Raw genomic sequence first — 19,594 nt, forward strand, 5'->3', positions numbered from 1 at the left:
CTCTGAGGATAACTGTGTGGAAAATAGTCAAAATTTAGAAAATGAATTACCTCAATGGGTTAGCAACTGGACAAATTATCTGTTACAACAGTATTTAAATAATGAGAAATTACATGAAGATTCATTTAAAATCATCAGTGAAATCTTAATGACTTCTTTACAAGGAGACAGTTGTCTAAAACGCGAGAGGCAAAATGTAGACAACCTCACACCACTATTTATAGATGAAAATAAAATTCATGATAAAAATCAGCAACAAGAGCGTGTTGCACCTTTTGTATTTGATGATGAATATTTGTATTTGTACCGTTATTGGCAACTTGAAAAGCGTTTAGCGCAGCAAGTGATTCGCTTAAAACAGCAACATATTGAGCAGATTTCAACGCAAGATTTTGATCATTTATTGAGTGATTTACATCAAAAAAATGCGTTAAATATGGTTTCGCAAAATGCATTTAATATTATTACGGGTGGTCCTGGGACAGGTAAAACTTACACACTGGCACGTATTATTGCTGTTTTACATCAGGCTTTGCCCAATATTCGCATTGCAATGGCAGCCCCTACAGGAAAAGCGGCACAACGTATGGGCGAAGCCTTACAAAAATCTTTGAGTGATCCAAAACTACAAGGGTTTGGGTTGAGTTTAGACGTGTTTAAGCCTGTCACCATTCATGGATTATTGGGGTTGGGCAATCAACATATGCCACGTTTTCATTTAACGCAGCCTTTACCTTATGATGTGATTGTGGTTGATGAAGCATCTATGTTGGATTTAAATCTCGCAACAATGCTCTTTGAAGCCGTACCTGAAAATTGTCGTTTGATTTTATTGGGAGATGCTAATCAATTAGCTTCTGTCGATGTTGGCTCAGTCTTGGCGGATTTACAACGTGTTCCGATGTTACAAGACAATCGGGTAAATTTAGTGACCACACACCGTTTTAAACAAGATGCAGCCATTGGAAAATTTGCGCATTTTATTCAACAAAGTCACCTTGTAGAACACTCTCAATCACAACTTTTACAAGATTTTGAGCAGCATATTGTGACTCAAAAGCCGATACAAAAAATTGAACTCAGCGCACAGATGCGTGATGTGGTGCAATTGGAATACTTACCTGAACAGATTCCCCATGATTTATATATGGCGTATTACCAAAAGTTAGCACTTGGTTTTCAAGATTATTTTAATAGTTTAAAGGCATATTTAGAGGATATTGAATCACCTCAACAAATAGAAAAAGTAATTCAAGCTTTTGATCAGTATCGCATTTTAACTGCAGTTCGCCATGGTGGTCTTGGTTTGAAAGCCATTAATGCTGAAATGGAAAATACCTTATTGTCTGCCATTCCACAGATTTATAGACAAGGGGACTGGTATGTAGGTCGACCTGTGATGATGGATTACAATGATTATCAATTGGGCTTATCTAATGGTGATATTGGGATCTGCTTTAAACATCGTCAGGACCTGGAGCAGTTTGAAGTGTATTTTCCAAGTCTAGATAAATGGATTGTCGCTTCACGTTTACCAAAATCAATTCAAACAGCATTTGCTTTAACCATTCATAAATCACAAGGTTCTGAGTTTCAGCATACGATGGTCATTTTGGATGCCGCAGCACAAAAAACGTTAAGTCAAGAATTGCTTTATACCGCCATTACCCGTGCAAAATCAGTAGTGAGCTTATTAGTCGAGGCAGGTGCTTTTCATCAAGCATTAACTGTAGCAACACAAAGACAGAGTGGGTTGATTAAAAAAATTAAAAATTTATATTAATTATTAATCTTAATTAAATAATGTTGGTTTTGTAAGAAATTGCTTACACTAATTCAAGAGATTGACGCATAGAGCTAGATCAAAGTTTTTGAGATGATGGTTATATAAAGAAGCTTGGTAAGGAACACTAAGCAAAATTGCACAATAACAATAATTTAAAGTCGAGAGACTGCGAACTTACATGATGTAAGTATAAAAGAGGAAACTTACAGCCGCTAAGCCTTGTAGTTTTGGGAGAGACTACAGGGCTTTTTTATATCTTCTGTATTTACAATAATGTTATAAAACATACACAATGTACGTTATATCTTACAAAAATATAAGATAAATGCGACTTTCATCATATTTTTGATTGTGGCATTATATGTACATAAGGAAATATATAAACAAAAGGACTCACTATATAGTTATAAGTGAAATGAGATCACTATAAAAATAAATAAAAAAACAAGAAAGACAAAATAAGAAACTACAGCGCAAAAAAAGCCCTTAGAGTAATCTAAGGGCTTTTTCTTAATTGAAGTTTAAATCATTTAGATGTAATGAATAAGCTCTCATATTTTTTCAATAAAATATTCACATGAATTTGTACTTTAGACCTGATCCGTTTCTGTTGCATCTGTCCCAAACAAACCACGGCGTTGTTCTTTGCGAATTTTTGGGCATTGTGTAGAAACTTGAAACAGTACATTAGCAAGCGCCGCCAAATGAGTACCCACCACAGATTTGCCAGTATTTAAAATACTGACACTAATGTCACGTTCAGGGTCTGCCCAGCATAAGATATTTGAAAAACCGAGGTGTCCAAATGCTTGTCCAGTATGTGGCCCAAAAATTCCCACAGGATTACTGCCTAGCATAGGACCGAGTGCATAGCGCATGGGAGCTAAAATCGTACGATCAATGGTTGTCGTGGATGTCGGTAGCGTGGCACGGAAAACTGTGCGTGGGCTCATGATCTGTTTACCACGATATTGTCCGCCATTGAGTAGCATTTCAAAAAAACGATTGGCTTGCTCGGCATTGGTATAAATATTGCCAGCAGGACAAACAGTGTCCATAAAACGATGATCATTGGTGACATTCACCGCTAATTCTAAACCGCCACCTAAAACATGATTCAAATATAAGTCAGTTCCAAATTTTGGATGGATACCTGTTGCACTATTGAGGGCAACTTGATCACGAAATTCTGGTTTTAAGCCATAATTGAAAAAGGGCATATCCATCGGTTTTTCAATTTTCTCATGTAAAAATTGTCGAATATCTTGTCCTGTTACTCGTTCAATCAGCTCACCTAAAATATAGCCAGCGGTCACGGCATGATAAGCAAGGTGTGCACCTGCTGGTGAAATCGGTTTCGATGCATAGAGCTGTTGTAAAATTTTTTCTTTATCAAAGAGTAACTCAGGAGTGACCTCGGCTTCTACTCGAGGAATGCCACCACGATGTGATAATAAGTGAAAAATAGTGGCACGGCGTTTGCCATTTTGAGCGTATTCGGGAATATAGTAACTAATCGGATCAAGTAAATTGATTTCACCTGTTTCATCTAACATATGAATCAACATTGCTGTGATCATTTTCGATGCTGAAAATAGGCAGATTGGTGTGTCTGGTGTGGCAATGATGGCATTTTCAGCCAAACCTTGAGCTGTGCTGCCTTGTGCGTAACCAATGCTGCGATTGAGCATGACTTGTCCATTACGTCGAAGGCATATACTAATCAAGGGGTGATTACCTGTTTTATAAAGGGATTCAATACTTGACCAAATTTTATCGACTTGCTTTTCGGTCATACCACCGAGTTCGGCTGAGACCTCATGTTTGGACTGTATAATTTGGCCTAAATCTTTGGGTACATAACAGGTGTTGGTTGAAAATGTTTTCACGACTGGATCCATTTTATTTTTCTAAGGTTTAGTCTGCCTTTGTGTGCCATTATTGTCAGTGTCCGAACTGCCTTAACCTTGTCATAAATGTGCAAAGAGAACGTGATAAAACTGAAATATCCTGACGATAATTTTGCAATCTCAGGGCAGTTCCTTTAAAATAGTCGACTGCTGTAGTGATGCACGGCAGTCAAATTTAATTTTTAATATTAAATTGATTTTTATCAAATACTTATTTAAGCATCTCGGAGAAATCGAATGGCTTTAACAAACGCAGATCGCGCAGAAATCATTGCAAAATTCGCTCGTGCAGAAAATGACACTGGTTCACCTGAAGTACAAGTAGCATTATTGACTGCTCAAATCAATGATTTACAAGGTCACTTCAAAGATCACAAACACGATCATCACAGCCGTCGTGGTTTGATCCGTATGGTTAACCAACGTCGTAAACTTCTTGACTACCTTAAAGGTAAAGATACTACACGTTACAGCGATTTGATTGCTGCTTTAGGTTTACGTCGTTAATTCGATTTAAACTTTTATTTTCGGATTATTGCATGAGCAATGCTGTATTGCTGAAAACTAAAGTCTGTCTAGCTTTGGCTAGATAATGGAAGGGGCGAATATTCGCTCCTTCTTCGTGTCTAAAACGTAAGTTTTATAAAATGATTGTCTAGTGAGGTCGGCTTCTAAGCTTTGTCATTTGCCAGCTGTTGAGGTGGTGTGAATGCCAAACCTTAGGGGTCTCCACTAGAATAACTGTTCAAAAGAACCAGGAAACAAAAATACATGTCAATGTTTAATATCGTTCGTAAAGAATTTCAATATGGTCATTACAATGTTGTACTTGAAACGGGTCGTGTTGCGCGTCAAGCAAATACTGTTGTCATTACTATGGGGGGCGTAACCGTTTTAGTTGCTGTTGTTGCTCAACCGACTGCAAAAGCAGGTCAAGACTTCTTCCCACTTACAGTAAACTACCAAGAAAAACAATATGCTGCGGGTCGTATCCCGGGCGGTTATGGTAAGCGTGAAGGTCGTGCTTCAGAAGCTGAAACTTTAATCTCTCGTTTGATTGACCGTCCAATTCGTCCATTGTTTCCAGAAGGTTACTATAACGAAATTCAAGTGACTGCAACTGTAGTGTCTTCTGACAAAACTATGGAAGCTGACATTGCTGCAATGTTAGGTACTTCTGCTGCACTTGCCATTGCAGGTACTCCTTTCCGTGGTCCAATTGGTGCGGCACGTGTTGGTTTAATCAACGGTGAATATGTTCTTAACCCGAACTTTGAACAACAAGCTCAATCTGATTTAGATTTAGTGGTTGCGGGTACTGAATCTGCAGTACTCATGGTTGAATCTGAAGCGAAAGAACTTTCAGAAGACCAAATGCTTGGCGCAGTACTTTTCGGTCATGACGAAATGCAAATCGCGATCCAAGCGATTAAAGAATTTGCAGCTGCTGCGGGTGCGAAAGAGTCTGACTGGGTTGCTCCAGCGAAAAACGAAGACCTTCGTGCGAAATTAAAAGAATCTTTTGAAGCGAAAATCTCAGAAGCCTACACCATTGCAGTGAAACAAGACCGTTATGCTGCACTTGATGCACTTCATGCTGAAGCAGTAGCTCAGTTCGTTCCAGAAAACGACGAAACTGGCATTGCAGATGAATTAAACGAATTATTCGAAGATCTTAAATATCGTACAGTACGTGACAATATCTTGTCTGGTAAGCCACGTATCGATGGTCGTGATACTAAAACTGTTCGTGCGCTTGATGTACAAGTGGGTGTATTGGATCGTGCACACGGTTCTGCATTGTTCACACGTGGTGAAACTCAAGCATTAGTGACAACGACATTAGGTAATACACGTGATGCGTTGATGGTCGATACCCTTGCAGGTACGAAAACTGATAACTTCATGCTTCACTACAACTTCCCTGCATACTCTGTAGGTGAAACAGGTCGTGAGTCTGGTCCTAAACGCCGTGAAATCGGTCATGGTCGTTTGGCACGTCGTGGTGTTCAAGCTGTTCTTCCTGCAGCTGACCGCTTCCCGTACGTCATCCGTATCGTATCTGACATCACTGAATCTAACGGTTCATCTTCAATGGCTTCTGTATGTGGTGCTTCATTGTCACTTATGGATGCAGGTGTTCCACTTAAAGCACCAGTTGCGGGTATCGCAATGGGTCTAGTGAAAGAAGGCGAACGTTTTGCCGTTCTTTCTGACATCTTGGGTGACGAAGATCACCTTGGTGACATGGACTTTAAAGTGGCAGGTTCTGCAAACGGTATTACTGCGCTTCAAATGGACATCAAGATCGAAGGTATTACTGAAGAGATCATGGAAGTTGCATTGAACCAAGCGTATGCAGGTCGTATGCACATCCTTAATGCAATGAACCAAGTGATTTCACGCGCGCGTCCTGAAATTTCAATGTTTGCTCCAACATTCCAAGTGATCAACATCAATCCTGATAAAATCCGTGATGTGATCGGTAAAGGTGGTGCAACCATTCGTCAAATCACAGAAGAAACCAAAGCTGCGATTGATATTGAAGACAATGGTACAGTACGTGTATTTGGTGAGTCTAAAGCGGCTGCTCAAGCTGCAATTGCAAAAATCCAAGCACTGACTGCTGAAGTTGAACCAGGTACAATTTATACAGGTAAAGTGATTCGTATCGTTGAATTCGGTGCGTTCGTGAATATCCTTCCAGGTACTGACGGTTTACTTCACATTTCTCAAATTTCAAATGAACGTGTCGCTAATGTGTCAGATGTTCTTGCTGAAGGTCAAGAAATCAAAGTACAAGTTGCTGATGTAGACAATCGTGGTCGTATCAAATTAACAATGAAAGACATTGCACAAGCTTAATGTGTAAGTTGAATAAAAAGTCCGCTTGATGCGGACTTTTTATTTTTTAAAATTTATCTCAAAAGATTAATTTTGATCTGCTTTTTGTAAAATTTCATATAATTCCTCTTTAAGTTTGAGTTTCTTTCTTTTTAAAACATCAATCGTATCAATTCCTTGAGTGATAGGATCTTGTTCTAAGCGAATGATTTCATGATCTAACTTATTATGCTCATCAAAAATTCTAGAGAAATGGGCATCATCTTGCTTAAGTTGACTAATTAAATTGCGGTATTCTGGAAACATATATCGTCCTCTTAGGTTTAAAAAATATTGTTCTGTTTTTGATTGTACCTGACGCGTATGGACTGAATATTGGAGTGGGTTTCAGATTTCCTTTATCCCATAAATATATTATGGGATTATGGCGGATTCGTCTAGATTTTTAAGGTATCTGTATTTTTAACCTTTGTAACATGCACTATTGCTCTACAAAAAATCATGGATTCAGCATAAAGTCAGTGTTTAATTTACAGTAAGATATGCGAATTAATTTTCTAAAAATAGCGCCAATTTTTGTCAATAAAATTGTGTTTGAGAATATGATTTATGCAAACTTTTTATTTTTTTCAACCTTTAGAACAAAGCTATATTTGTATTCAAAATCAGCCTGTCTCTTTGGCAGAGCAACAATTTATTTGGATTGATTGTACGCGTGAAGATGTGGTGAATCGCAGTGAGGATTGGCAAAAAGAGATTTTTGAATTAACAGGGATTCATTTAAATGAATATCATATTCGTGACATTTTAAATCTTGAGCATCCATGTGCTTTTGATGCTATGGAAGATTATGATTTATTGATTTTTCGTAAACTTATTACGCCAGATGACCATATCTTGAGTGGGGAAGCCGCGGTTGAACAGCATGAAAGTGTATTTGGATTAACATCTTCTCCGATCAGTTTTGTCATTACACCGCATGTGTTGGTCAGTATTCATGAAAAGGGTAACTATGCTTTTGAAAGTTATTTAAACCGTATTATGAATATTATGACTAAAGATTTTGAGGAACAAAATAAACCTAGAAAACTACCTGCGACGCCTTTAGATTTAGCATTGCGTTTACTCAATAGTATGATTGATGGCTATTTAGATTTAAGAAAGCCACTGACGCGACGGGTTGAGTATTGGCAACAAGATTTGTTACAGGGTAATCGACGTTTTTCTAAATGGCATCAGCTTTTTCAAGAAATGATGGTTTTTCAACAGATTGAAAATTTATGTGAAGAACAAATGGATGCTTTACAGGAGTTACGCGATGAGATCGTGGATAATTATTCCCATTTTAAAGGCAAGAAAAAATCAGATAAACAAGATTTAATGTTAGTACGCGTTGATGATTTAAGTAGCCATGTAGAGCGAATTCAAAAATATACATCACGTTTAAGCAGTGCAATACAAGCAGCAATTAATTTACATTTTTCAGCGATATCCAACCAAACCAATGAAAATATGCGTATTTTGGCGATTATTACTGCTGTTTTTGCACCATTAACATTGCTGACAGGGGTGTATGGAATGAACTTTGAGTTTATTCCAGGCTTAAAAAGTCCGATCGGTTTTTGGTTGATGCTTTCTGCCATGTTGATTTGTACTGTTGCATTGTTAATTTATTTTTATCGTAGACATTTAGTGGGGCGTGGTGAAAGAAGTGTGATTGACATGTTGGCGCAACAACATAAAAATCAACACGTCAATCTGTTATGGTTTTTGGACTATGAGCCGATTAAACAAACCATGAAAGAAGTTGAAAAAATCACAAAACTGAAATAAGCCACGATAAGATTATTTGGGGGGCAATACAGATGCTTTTTGTAAAAGTAGATAGAGTTCATCTTTAATTTTAAGTTTTTTACGCTTTAGAACCTCGATATCATCATGTACATGATTAATTGGGTCGAGCTCTAGATGCGTGATGGTTCTGTCTAATTCATCATGCTCTTCAAAGAGCTTGGCAAATCGTGGATTCTCATCTTTAAGCGTATTTACAAGTTCACTGTGTTCAGGAAACATGTGTTTGATTTTCTTATTCATAATTTTGGAATTCATCGGTGCAAATAACCTCTTAATACCAGTTTTGATTTGATAAGAAGACTATGATGACAGGTTAAATCTTCACCTGTCATCCTTATTTAACAATTTGAAATGAATTAATCAAATTAATGACGAATGTATTTAACATCCCGATGATGAGCTGATTTCTAATTGATTTAAAGCGGAAAAAAAACTAAATAATTTTATTAGATTTGATTAAAAAATAGTCTTTAAAATACCCAATCTCAGTGATATCAGTCGTTAAGATACTGTTTTAATATATTATTTTAAAAAATGGATGGGAAATGGGATGGCTTATCGATTACCTATGATGTTAATTATTCTGTTTCCTTTGGTGGGGTGTGAAACAGAAAATAAAAATGAGACTGCAACAGAACAAGCTTTACAATCATCTTTTGCTACACAATATCCTGTGTTGGCTGAACACTTTGATATGAATGAAAGTGATTTCAATATTTATTTAAATGCAAGTGGAAAAGGAACACCCATTACAGCGACAAGCATTAAATCGATGAATGTCGGATATCCTGTCAATACACTTGATTCAACCTATCACCCTATTTCAATCTTTGATCTAGGTTCACTTGGGGATCGCCTATATATAGAGCAGCAACAAGGGAAAGAAAAAAGTAGTTTTGAGTTAAGCAGTAAAGCCAGTAATCATTCTGTATCCAGTCAACATACGATAGATGCTTCTGCAAGTGTTCGGTATGGTGGTTTAAAAGTAGCGGGTTCGACACATCATGCTTTAGCCTATTTGGATGCGAGTTCAACAGGTGATATCTCAGCCATTATGACACGAGAGAATGTGGGTAAGTCGATCCAAATTTTACCTGATAACTTTAATGGCTATGAAAATTTTGAACGCTATCTGAGAGGGACGGAGCTGACATCTGAGCAGCTTAAAAAGAAAATACAAACCATTGTAGACATGCCAACCGAAGGTCAATGTGATCAGAAGCCTTATTTTAAAGAGGTGACGATTGATACTAAGCCATGGAGTGATGATGCAATGAATCCTTATGGTGATATTCAGATTTTATCTGAAATGGAGGATGTATTTGCTCAACTTCAAACCCAATATGGGCTTTGTGCTGATACTAAAATACGGGAAGTATTGGTGAAAAATATGAAGGAATTACGTGGTCATATAATTGCATCTATTCAGCATTTTTATAGCCAATATGGTGATTCTTTTGTATCAAAAGTCAATGTGATTAATCGTGCGCGAGGAATTGGTCAATTAAACTGGGGGAAAACAACAAAAAATAGAGAGCGACAACATGGTGGAACAGCATCGATTTCTTATAGTGCATTGACATGGGGCGGGAATGCTTCAGGAAGTTATCAATATCATGTAAGAAATGCAGATGCAAAAGCCTTTAAAAATATAACCGTAAATGTTGAAGCAGAACCTGATAATTCGATTAATACAACGGAGTGGCAATCCAATTTAACCAATATGTTGAATAGTATGGCAGAGCAACAAAATGATAGTGTACAAATTCCAGCGATGAGCACACTGCCTACACAAGTAGAACTTAAACTTCCTGAGCCAACTGAACCTAGAAAAAAATTGACTCCACCTGATTCCGTGTTTAAAGATTTGGCGGAATGGAAAGCTTACTATGGTGCAGATGAATCACAAGCTAAACATTTGATGAACAGTGGTTTACAACAATCTACAATCGCAAAGATGGCGGAAGAGGCATATCTAGAAACAGAGCAAGTTGCAATCAATACACTAATGAAAGCAAACAATTCTGTGGAAATGGATCAAAAATTTCAGCAAGAGTTAGCTAAGCTTAACGATGTGAGACAAAATAATATCAAACCACCATTATTACAAAATAATAGTAATCAAATTCTCATTCCTGGTACATTTACCAGTAGTTTTGAGACCCTAAGCTATGATGAGGTGATTCCTCAACTGCGCCCTAAGTTGAATATTCCAGGCGAGCAAGCACGGACATTGGCGGATTTTCCAAATTTAGTCAATTTATTGATGCGTTTAGAAAAACTTGGGCGTCTAGATAGCTATTTAAATTTTCTTTCAGGCATTTCTGTCAGTGGTGTATCCGTGGAAATGAAGGACAAATTCCACACATTTTATCAAGCTGCAACGGATTCTGCTTATAGCACTATTTTGATTGCCATCCAACAAGGTGTAGATATTCCGAATGAGATTTTTAATGATTGGGTGCTAAAAGAATTAGGCACAGAGCAGCAGATGACACAAAGTAAGCTTTATAAAGCTTTAAATACTCCTGAGTACTATAAGTATGTGATGGTTTTACTCGATCCCGCATATGGGAAAGTTTGGTCGAAAGGTTCAGGAGGATATATGCCAATGCGTACAAATGACAAAGGATATCCTGAATTAATGACTTGGAAGGATATTTCGGCAAATTATCAAGTGGTTCAATCAGTGGTTTATGATGACAATGGAATGAATCCACTGCGTCTTTATACAAATACGCCGATGCAAACGCCATGGTATCCAGTATATATTTATAATAAAGGACAAGTGCCTACACTTGTATTTGTACAAATGTTTGGTGTTTATCAGGTGATTTATGGGCGTGAATGGGTTGTGCAACCTACACATAAATGGCTTGGAACGGTCGATAAGAATCATAAGAATGGGGTATATGAATCAAAAGTCAAAAATATTGTTCCAAGCATCACACCGTTATGGGAGTTTTGGGTAAATAATAATGATGATAAGCAAGATCGCTATCAAGTTTTAAACAATGAAATGAAAGAGGCAATCACTTCAACCAGTAATTCATTTTTGTACAATGATAGAGATTTGAATTGGGATTATTCATTAAAATTTGCTGATTTAGCAATGAATGATGAACAGTTATTGAATAAATTTAATGTTCTTTTAATTTATTTAGACGAATTTGCCAATCCACAATCAGAAAAACTAGGATTACATTCTGTGGCTAATCCATCGTATAAAAAACATGCAAATGATGGTTATGCGGAGTTCAGAGCTAACAATATAAAGGTAATTTCAAAGAAGACTATACTGTCTAGAAATGGAAACACGCTGATGTTATTGCCTTTAAATGCAGAGAATACTGATGGAAAGTTAGCGCAAGTCGTAGATTATGCGCCTGAACGCAATCCTTTGGATATTGTGAATAGAAATACGATGGAAACTTTAAAAAAATTGGCTTTACTGAATGTTTATCAATAAATCAGGTGAGGGATTTAAAGTGAAAACATTAAATTGATCATATCCAAACTAGAATATCGCTAAAAGGATATTCTAGTTTGCTTTTGTGGGTTTTGCAGTGAATAAAAGTTTAAATTAATGATGCGTGTGTTTGATTTGCTTACGTAACTGTTGCACTTCATCAATTAAATCCATCATCATGGCAACGGCTGAGAAGCTCGCTTCAAAATCACGTTGTAGTCGGTATGCACGGCGTGCACGAGTGACATCTTCACCAAAAAATTGATGAATGCGGTCTTGTGGTCTTGCTGGTAAAATATCATATTCAAGAAGTTGCAGTACCCATTCAGGGCTTTGACCGCATGCTTGAGCAAAGTGAGTTAAATCAAAACACAATCGTTCATCAACGATCTCAACGTCTTGACAGCCATTACAGATAATTTCCCGATAATGTATAGTAGTCATGAATGTGCTCCTTTAGGATCTCGCAAGCTTATCGTACTTTAAAGTTTGGAAAAGCATCGGCATAGTCTTGATATGCTTGTTGCTCTTGAGGGGTATCCGCTTTAGGATAAACAATATTCAAAATAAGATATAAATGTCCTGCAGTTTTACTTGGTATTCCTTTATCTTTTAAACGTAATTGTTGGCTTTGTTTACTATTTTTAGGAATATTCACTTGAACTTTACCAGCAGGTGTATTGATTTCTACACTTTTTCCTAATGCTGCTTCCCAAGGTGTAATATCTATAGTGTAATAAATATCAGCATCTTCAACACGAACGCGGTCAGTGTCTTGGTACAATATTTCGATATATAAGTCACCATTTTCACCCCCATTGATGCCAGCTTGTCCTTGTTTAGACAGACGAATTTGCTGACCTTCTTTCATTCCTTTAGGAATTTTAACTTGTAAGGTTTTACGTTGAACTTCAGGTTCACCATAAGCATTATAGGTTGGAATTTGTAGGGTGATAGTTTGTGTTGAACCTTCATAAGCCACTTGAATGGGGACTTCTATACTTGCGTGTTGATCTTCACCTCGATAACTGCGCTGTTGACGAGATTGGCGTTGCCCAAAATCTTGTTGATGACCACCGCCGAAGCCGCCACCAAAGCGTCCAAACAAATCTTCAAAACCACTAAAATCTTGTGCATCACCTGTGCTGCTGCTACGATAAAATTGACTGCCATCGAAGCCTTGAGCACCTGCTTGACCACCAAAACCACCCCCTGTAAAGCCTTGTGGATGGTCAAGTTCAAAGTCATATTGTTTTTTCTTTTCTTCGTTGCTTAGCGTGTCATATGCGACATTGATGGCTTGCATCTTTTCTTCAGCATTCGCTTCTTTGCTGACATCAGGATGGTATTTACGTGCTAATTTTCGGTATGCTTTTTTGATTTGGTCTGCTGTTGCATCTCTTGCAACACCAAGTTCTTCATAATAATTTTTTGCCATATTTGGATATCATTTTTGATCTTGATTTCATTCATTAATATGCCATTTTGAGCAAAGTTAAAAGGGTTACTTGGTTAAGATATTGTTTCAAAAACTGTCAAAATAAAGATGATAATATGTGATTCGATATTCTTTATTTTTTATCTATATGATTTTATTGTTTAAATATGATATTCAAAACAATGGGTTGATGTGTATTTTTATAGATTAAAGCTAATCATGATAAAAATGATTAGCTTAGTGCATATATTTACGAAAAAGAAAAGGCATTTTGTGACGACAAGCTGACTTCTATTCTGTTAAGCGAATCCAAGTTGCAGAGCGCCCGAGTAATGAAATACCAATATAGCCACGCATCGTTAAGCGTGTACCTTTGGCATTGAGTTTAATCTTTCCATGATAGACATTGCCTGAAAGTGGATCTAAAACTTGACCATCTGTAAATAACAGCGGCTCTTTAGGTGATTGACGAAAACCACTTAAAATTTCCAAATTCATATAAGGCACATTTTTTAAAGTGCCTTTGCAATGACTACAATTTTCTTCTAAAGGTTTATTTGGAATTGGGCGGATCTCAATAATTTTACCAGTATAAATTCCTTGATTGTTCTTGGTAATTTCTACATCCGCTCTGGAATAACCTGTTTTATCATCTACCGTTCGCCATTTTCCCGTCAAATCAGGCGCTGCAAAACAGAGTGTGGAAAAAATGAGACTTGATAGAATAAGTGATTTTGTTAGCATTATTGTGTCCCCTAATCTTATAATTAAAAAAAGAGTAAATCTAGATTTACTCTTTTTTTAAAGAAAGGCAAGACACATTTTATGAATAAATTAAATTACTTAGTGTTACTTAATTTATTTTTTATTTTTACTAACTTAAATGTTCACCAAATAAGCTGAGGGCTTCTTTTGCAGTAAATTGATAGCGTTTATTGCAAAATTGACAATCCATATCGATTGGGTTGTTGACTTCTAAGGTTTCTTTTACTGCTTCTAAACCAATTTGAATCAGTGCATTCGCACATTTTTCACGTGAACAAGTACATGAAAACTTGAGTTGCTCAGCTTCAGGTAAACGAACTTCTTCTTCATTATAGAGACGATAGAGGATATCTTGCGCTGTTAAGTCAGTCAGTTCATCATGTTTTAGTGTTTCAGTTAACATGGTGAGGCGTGGCCACAAGTCTTCATCGACCCATTGTTGTTCTTCATCATCATTACGAGGTAAGAGTTGAATGAGTAAGCCGCCTGAACGCTCTGCGGTACTTGCTAAAACAATGCGGGTGGGGATTTGTGCAGACAGGTCATAATATTGCATCAAGCAACCTGCCAAAGTAGGTTGATCTAATGCGATAATTCCTTGATAACGTTCACCATGTTCAGGCTCGATATTAATAAATAATACAGGTGAAGTGAGCGTAGCGAGTACGGTACTACTGTCTTTTGCATCAGCAAAACGTGGATCTTCTTCATAATCTGCCAGCGCACGGATTTCGCCTAAATGATTACATTCAGCCATTGCCCACTTAAAGCTGCCTTGTGCTTGGATTTGTAAGCTGATACGCCCTTTAATTTTTAATGTGCTTGCAAGCAAAGCGGTTGCACTGAGCATTTCACCTAATAGTATTTGAATTGCTGGTGCATATTGACGTTGTGCCAAAATTGTTTGTAAAGCATTTTCTAAATGCACAACTTCACCACGAACAGGGCTATCTTCAATATAAAAACGTTGACGTAAATCAGACATAAAATTCTCCAAATCCCTGTTTAAATGGTGACGATATTGTAAATCACAAGCATACTTTTTTAGAAATATCCGCTTAGTTTTGATGATCACGGGTTACATTGATACGATCATCGGTGTGTTTTAATACCTCTTTGCGTTCTAAACCTGACTCATCAATATCAGGATTGTCTTCAAATTGGTCTGCATCATGTTGTGTGATTTGCGCATCGCTTTCAAATAAATGCTCAAGTTCTGATATGAAATCACGATAACTTTCATATACTTTCTGTTCATCTGTATAAATACGTTGTTGGCGTGCTAAGAGTTCTTCATCATAATTTCTAAATAACTCAACGCTGTCATAAGCAGTTGACTTGTCTAAACCCAATTCACATAAAGTACGGTACCCTATGCCTAAAGACGTTAAATAGGTTTCGCGCCAAATATGCTTAACACCTAAATCACGTAATAAGTGCATATGATAACGGTCACGTGCACGGACCAATAACGTTAAATTTGGATAATTTAAACGGATATGGCGTGCCACATTCATTGAATCTTCTACGTCATCAATGGCAAGCACAAATACTTTTGCTTGTTCAATGCCTGCCGAACGTAATAAATCAGGCAAAGTCACATCACCATAATACAATGTACCGCCATAGCGCCGTACAAAGTCTATTTTTTGTAAGTTATGGTCAATGGCTGTAAAAGGAAAATGTTGCATATGGGCTAAACGAGCCACAATTTGCCCAACACGACCAAAGCCCGCAATAATTAACGGTGGATGCTGATTTGGAATATCGTCATATTCAGGTGTTTGATCTTTATTAAATAAAGGTAAAACCCATGTTGAAACCAACCAAAACACGATAGGCGTAAAGACCATCGACAAGGTTACGACCAATGTAATTGGCTCTGAAATGGCCGCCTGAATGACTTTTTCACTTTTGGCAACATTTAACACAACAAAAGCGAATTCACCGCCTTGAGCAAGACAGGTTGCAACCATCAAACTATTTTGCCAATTCATTTTTTTAAAACGAGCGATTGCGGTCATGGCAATCATTTTAATAATGATTAAGAGCAGGGCAGCACCGATAATTTGTAGAGGATGTTCCACCAGCAAATTTAATTGCGTAGTCATGCCCACGGTCATAAAAAACAAACCTAAAAGCAGCCCTTTAAATGGAGAAATACTGGCTTCAATTTCATGACGAAATTCTGAATCAGCCAACAGCACACCTGTTAAAAATGCACCTAGCGTCGTGCTGATGCCAAGCGTATCCATGAGTAAAACGACTGCAAGGACAATAAATAAACCCACAGCAGTCAGTAGTTCAGTGGCGCCACTTTTTGCCACAAATCTGAAAAAAGGGCGCATGACATAGCGACTAAATAAAAACAGTCCTGTAAAGGTTGCAATAATCGCTGCAAAATAAGCAATACCATGATGGGTAGATTCATTCCCTGAGAGCAGTGGTATTACTGCAAGTAAGGGAATCGCTGCAATATCTTGGAACAGTAAAATAGAAAAAGATTGCTGACCATGTGTGGTATTGAGTTGTTGTTTTTCTGATAAAAGCTGTAGAACGAAAGCTGTGGAAGACAGGGCTAGCGCAAAACCAATGACAAAACTTGCAGAAAGTGATTGTTGTAACAGTAAAAACACGGTTCCCATGAGCACGATGCCTGTCACAACAACTTGCAAGCTACCCATGACAAAAATGGATTGACGCATTTCCCATAAACGCTGTGGGCGTAGTTCTAGCCCGATGAGAAACATCAGTAAAATCACGCCAAATTCGGCAAGGTGCATAATTTCTTCGGGATCACTGGCAATATTAAAAACGCTAGGGCCGAGTAAGATTCCTGTAAAGAGATAGCCGAGAACTGTAGCGATCCCAAATTTTTTACCTAAAGGTACGAGTATTAATGCTGCACCTAGAAAAAGCGTTATTTGTAATAACGGTGACATTGACCTGTCCTAATTTTTTTACTTTAGAAATTGTACCTTGATTTTTAAATGCACTCAGTAGTTTTACTGAGACTGCATGTTTTACCTGTACTGTATTTTTGCATCATTCTATAAAATTAATTATGGCTTTTTGGCATAGCACCCATATGTTATTGAACAATTGAGAGAGGGAGCGGTCATAATTTATTTTTCATAGGGCAGAAGTAACAAAAAAATTTCTAACATGATGGCCATAAAGATATTAGACTTGATAAAGCTGAACGTTATCTTGTTGCTCTACCCTATATAGTGTGCAAATCAACATTAGCTTAACTCTTGTGGGTCGACATCAATGGTCAGTTTCATTTGAGAAGGTTTTTGTTGAAGTACATATTGCCACCATTGACGAACATAAAAGTGCATTTTGGCACGGTCATGCGAGAGTAAAACAACATGAGCTTGATAACGACCTGCTTTACGCTCCATAGGGGCAGGAATAGGTCCCCAAATATCGATTAAATTTTCCGCTGACTGTTGTCTTAATTGTTGGGTCATTTCCGTTAAAAAGCTTTGATTATCCTGTTGAACTCTTGACTCACAACGGATCAAAATCGCGTAACGATAGGGCGGCATTTGAGCAATTTTTCGGTCTGCCAATGTTTGCTTGGCAAAAGCCCGATAATTTTCATTCAATAATATATTTAATAGTGGATGCTCAGGTCTTAATGTTTGTAAATAAACATCGCCCTTTTTCTCACCACGTCCCGAACGTCCTGCCACTTGTACAATTAACTGCGCTGTGCGTTCTGTAGCACGAAAATCAACACTCAATAAACCTGCATCGATGTCCAAAATCGCCACTAAAGTGACATAAGGAAAATGATGTCCTTTTGCCAACATTTGTGTGCCTAATAAAATGGTGGGTTCACTTTTTTGGATCTGATCATAGATTTTTTGCCAACTGCCAACCCGACTCGTCGAATCACGATCGACACGGAGTACAGGATATTTAGGGAATAGCTCATTAAGTGCTTCTTCCACTTTGGCTGTACCCATGCCAATCGGTTTTAAAGTCTCTTGCTGACATTCAGGACAAGCATCAGGTAAGCGATTAATCGTCCCACAATGGTGACAATGTAAATGCGAATAAGGTTTTAAATGCAGGGTGAAATGGGCATCACAATGTGGACAATTGGCTTGCCATCCACAACTTTCACAAATCAGGACAGGAGCATAGCCACGTCGATTTAAAAAAATTAAAACTTGTTCTTTTTTCTCTAGACGTTTACCAATTTCACTGATCAATTGCTCGCTTAAACCTGCGGTTTTTTTACTGATTTTTAAATCAATGACGTGCATTTTAGGCATGACTGCTGTACCTGCACGTTGATTTAACTCTAAGCGAGTGAGTTTGCCTTGTTGGACTAAACAATAACTGTCAATGCTTGGTGTCGCAGAGCCTAAAATAATCGGACAATTTTCCAAATGTGCACGATACAAGGCAACATCTCGGGCGTGATAACGAAAACCTTCTTGTTGCTTGAAGGAAAGATCATGCTCTTCATCCAGAATAATCAAACCCAGATTGGGCATGGGGGTGAAAATTGCAGAACGTGTTCCTAGAATAATCGAGGCTTTTCCTGTTTCAGTGTGCTGCCATGCTTGTAAGCGTTTACTATCATTTAAACCTGAGTGTAACAGCGCAATATTGCAGTGAAAACGAGATTGGAAACGGCTGACGGTTTGCGGTGTTAAACCGATTTCGGGCACTAATACGAGTACTTGTTTGCCTTGCTTTAAGACCTCTTGCATAACTTGCAGATAGACTTCAGTTTTCCCACTGCCTGTCAAACCATCGAGTAAAAATGCTTGATATTTTTTTTGAGCTTTTAAAATGGTTTGAATGGCTTTTTTCTGCTCATCATTTGCTGTGAGTGGCATTTGTGCCAAACGAACAGGCTCAGGTTTAAAGTTTTGTGGCTCTAAATCACAGACAATGATTTCTTTCTTTTCCAACGCTTTTAAGGTTGCCGTTTCTATACCGCTCAGATTTAAAATATTTTCTTGTGTGCCTTGAGGGTGTAATTTTAAAATTTTATAAGCATCTTGCTGTTTTTCAGAGCGTTTAACTTTATCTTCGGCGTGTAAATCTAATACTTTCCAAACACGTGCGAGTAAGTTGTAAGGTTTACCTTGGCGCAATAATGTCGGCAAAGCCGTGTGCATGACTTCACCAATTGGAAATTGGTAATATTGTGCTGCCCATGTCAACAAACTTAAAACTTTCTCATTTAGAATTGGACGATCATCTAAAAATTCAGTGACAAATTTAAGTTGAAAACGAGGGTCAAGTGGTTCATCTATTGCTAATTTTTCAGTAATAATGGCAACAAGCTTTTGCCGTCCAAAAGACACAGCGACACGCATACCTACATCTGCTTGAGCATATTGCTCTGCCGTTACTTTATAGTCAAAGTGGTCATATAAAAATACGGGTACAGCAACGCGTACACGGTAGATGGTGGGTTCGGATACAGGCGAGGTGGCATTTACAGAGTTTGGCATAAATGATGAATTACACTTGAATGAAAAAGTATCGTGTAGCGT

The 19,594-nt window shown here is 37.6% G+C and carries 14 protein-coding genes; 5 read left to right on the forward strand and 9 right to left on the reverse strand.

The window, feature by feature from the left end; all coding sequences use genetic code 11:
- Positions 1-16 precede the first annotated feature (16 nt).
- Complete coding sequence (recD, locus tag HX129_RS07890) at positions 17-1,783, forward strand: exodeoxyribonuclease V subunit alpha (RefSeq protein WP_286435154.1); 1,767 nt, start codon at positions 17-19, stop codon at positions 1,781-1,783.
- A gap of 593 nt (positions 1,784-2,376) precedes the next feature.
- On the opposite strand, the gene HX129_RS07895 is transcribed toward recD, so the two are convergent.
- The gene (locus HX129_RS07895; RefSeq protein WP_180047114.1) at positions 2,377-3,675 is read right to left on the reverse strand and encodes a serine hydrolase domain-containing protein; all 1,299 of its coding nucleotides are present in this window, start codon (positions 3,673-3,675) and stop codon (positions 2,377-2,379) included.
- 258 nt (positions 3,676-3,933) lie between these two features.
- Between HX129_RS07895 and rpsO the strand changes: the two genes are divergently transcribed.
- Entirely contained in the window at positions 3,934-4,203 is a 270-nt protein-coding gene (gene rpsO, locus HX129_RS07900) for a 30S ribosomal protein S15 (protein ID WP_130074271.1), read from the forward strand.
- A 270-nt stretch (positions 4,204-4,473) separates the two neighbouring features.
- Entirely contained in the window at positions 4,474-6,561 is a 2,088-nt protein-coding gene (pnp, locus tag HX129_RS07905) for a polyribonucleotide nucleotidyltransferase (RefSeq protein ID WP_286435153.1), read from the forward strand.
- 66 nt (positions 6,562-6,627) lie between these two features.
- On the opposite strand, the gene HX129_RS07910 is transcribed toward pnp, so the two are convergent.
- The gene (locus tag HX129_RS07910) at positions 6,628-6,846 is read right to left on the reverse strand and encodes an HP1242/YdcH family protein (protein WP_174493417.1); all 219 of its coding nucleotides are present in this window, start codon (positions 6,844-6,846) and stop codon (positions 6,628-6,630) included.
- 303 nt (positions 6,847-7,149) lie between these two features.
- On the opposite strand from HX129_RS07910, the gene HX129_RS07915 reads away from it, so the two are divergent.
- Complete coding sequence (locus HX129_RS07915; protein ID WP_130074274.1) at positions 7,150-8,373, forward strand: magnesium transporter CorA family protein; 1,224 nt, start codon at positions 7,150-7,152, stop codon at positions 8,371-8,373.
- Between the two features lie 12 nt (positions 8,374-8,385).
- Here HX129_RS07915 and HX129_RS07920 read toward each other — a convergent pair whose 3' ends face one another.
- Entirely contained in the window at positions 8,386-8,649 is a 264-nt protein-coding gene (locus HX129_RS07920) for an HP1242/YdcH family protein (protein ID WP_286435148.1), read from the reverse strand.
- Between the two features lie 295 nt (positions 8,650-8,944).
- Between HX129_RS07920 and HX129_RS07925 the strand changes: the two genes are divergently transcribed.
- Positions 8,945-11,863: a hypothetical protein gene (locus HX129_RS07925; protein ID WP_286435147.1), complete on the forward strand. Its 2,919-nt coding sequence runs from the start codon at positions 8,945-8,947 to the stop codon at positions 11,861-11,863.
- Between the two features lie 114 nt (positions 11,864-11,977).
- Here HX129_RS07925 and HX129_RS07930 read toward each other — a convergent pair whose 3' ends face one another.
- From HX129_RS07930 to HX129_RS07955, 6 genes are all read right to left on the reverse strand, one after another.
- Entirely contained in the window at positions 11,978-12,307 is a 330-nt protein-coding gene (locus tag HX129_RS07930) for a chaperone modulator CbpM (RefSeq protein WP_180046833.1), read from the reverse strand.
- Between the two features lie 28 nt (positions 12,308-12,335).
- A complete protein-coding gene (locus HX129_RS07935) occupies positions 12,336-13,301 on the reverse strand; it encodes a DnaJ C-terminal domain-containing protein (protein ID WP_130074277.1) in 966 nt (321 codons plus the stop codon).
- 291 nt (positions 13,302-13,592) lie between these two features.
- Positions 13,593-14,045 carry a DUF2147 domain-containing protein gene (locus HX129_RS07940; protein ID WP_286435146.1) on the reverse strand — a complete coding sequence of 151 codons (453 nt, stop codon included), beginning with the start codon at positions 14,043-14,045 and terminating at the stop codon, positions 13,593-13,595.
- A 130-nt stretch (positions 14,046-14,175) separates the two neighbouring features.
- Positions 14,176-15,051, reverse strand: a complete 876-nt coding sequence (hslO, locus tag HX129_RS07945; RefSeq protein WP_286435145.1) for an Hsp33 family molecular chaperone HslO — start codon at positions 15,049-15,051, stop codon at positions 14,176-14,178.
- Positions 15,052-15,124: 73 nt separating this feature from the next.
- Positions 15,125-17,008: a monovalent cation:proton antiporter-2 (CPA2) family protein gene (locus HX129_RS07950; protein ID WP_174493411.1), complete on the reverse strand. Its 1,884-nt coding sequence runs from the start codon at positions 17,006-17,008 to the stop codon at positions 15,125-15,127.
- A gap of 303 nt (positions 17,009-17,311) precedes the next feature.
- Positions 17,312-19,552, reverse strand: coding sequence for a primosomal protein N' (locus HX129_RS07955; protein WP_286435144.1), 2,241 nt, complete (start codon positions 19,550-19,552; stop codon positions 17,312-17,314).
- Positions 19,553-19,594 lie beyond the last annotated feature (42 nt).

Source organism: Acinetobacter sp. 251-1 (genome assembly GCF_030329305.1).
Classification (GTDB): Bacteria; Pseudomonadota; Gammaproteobacteria; order Pseudomonadales; family Moraxellaceae; genus Acinetobacter; species Acinetobacter piscicola_A.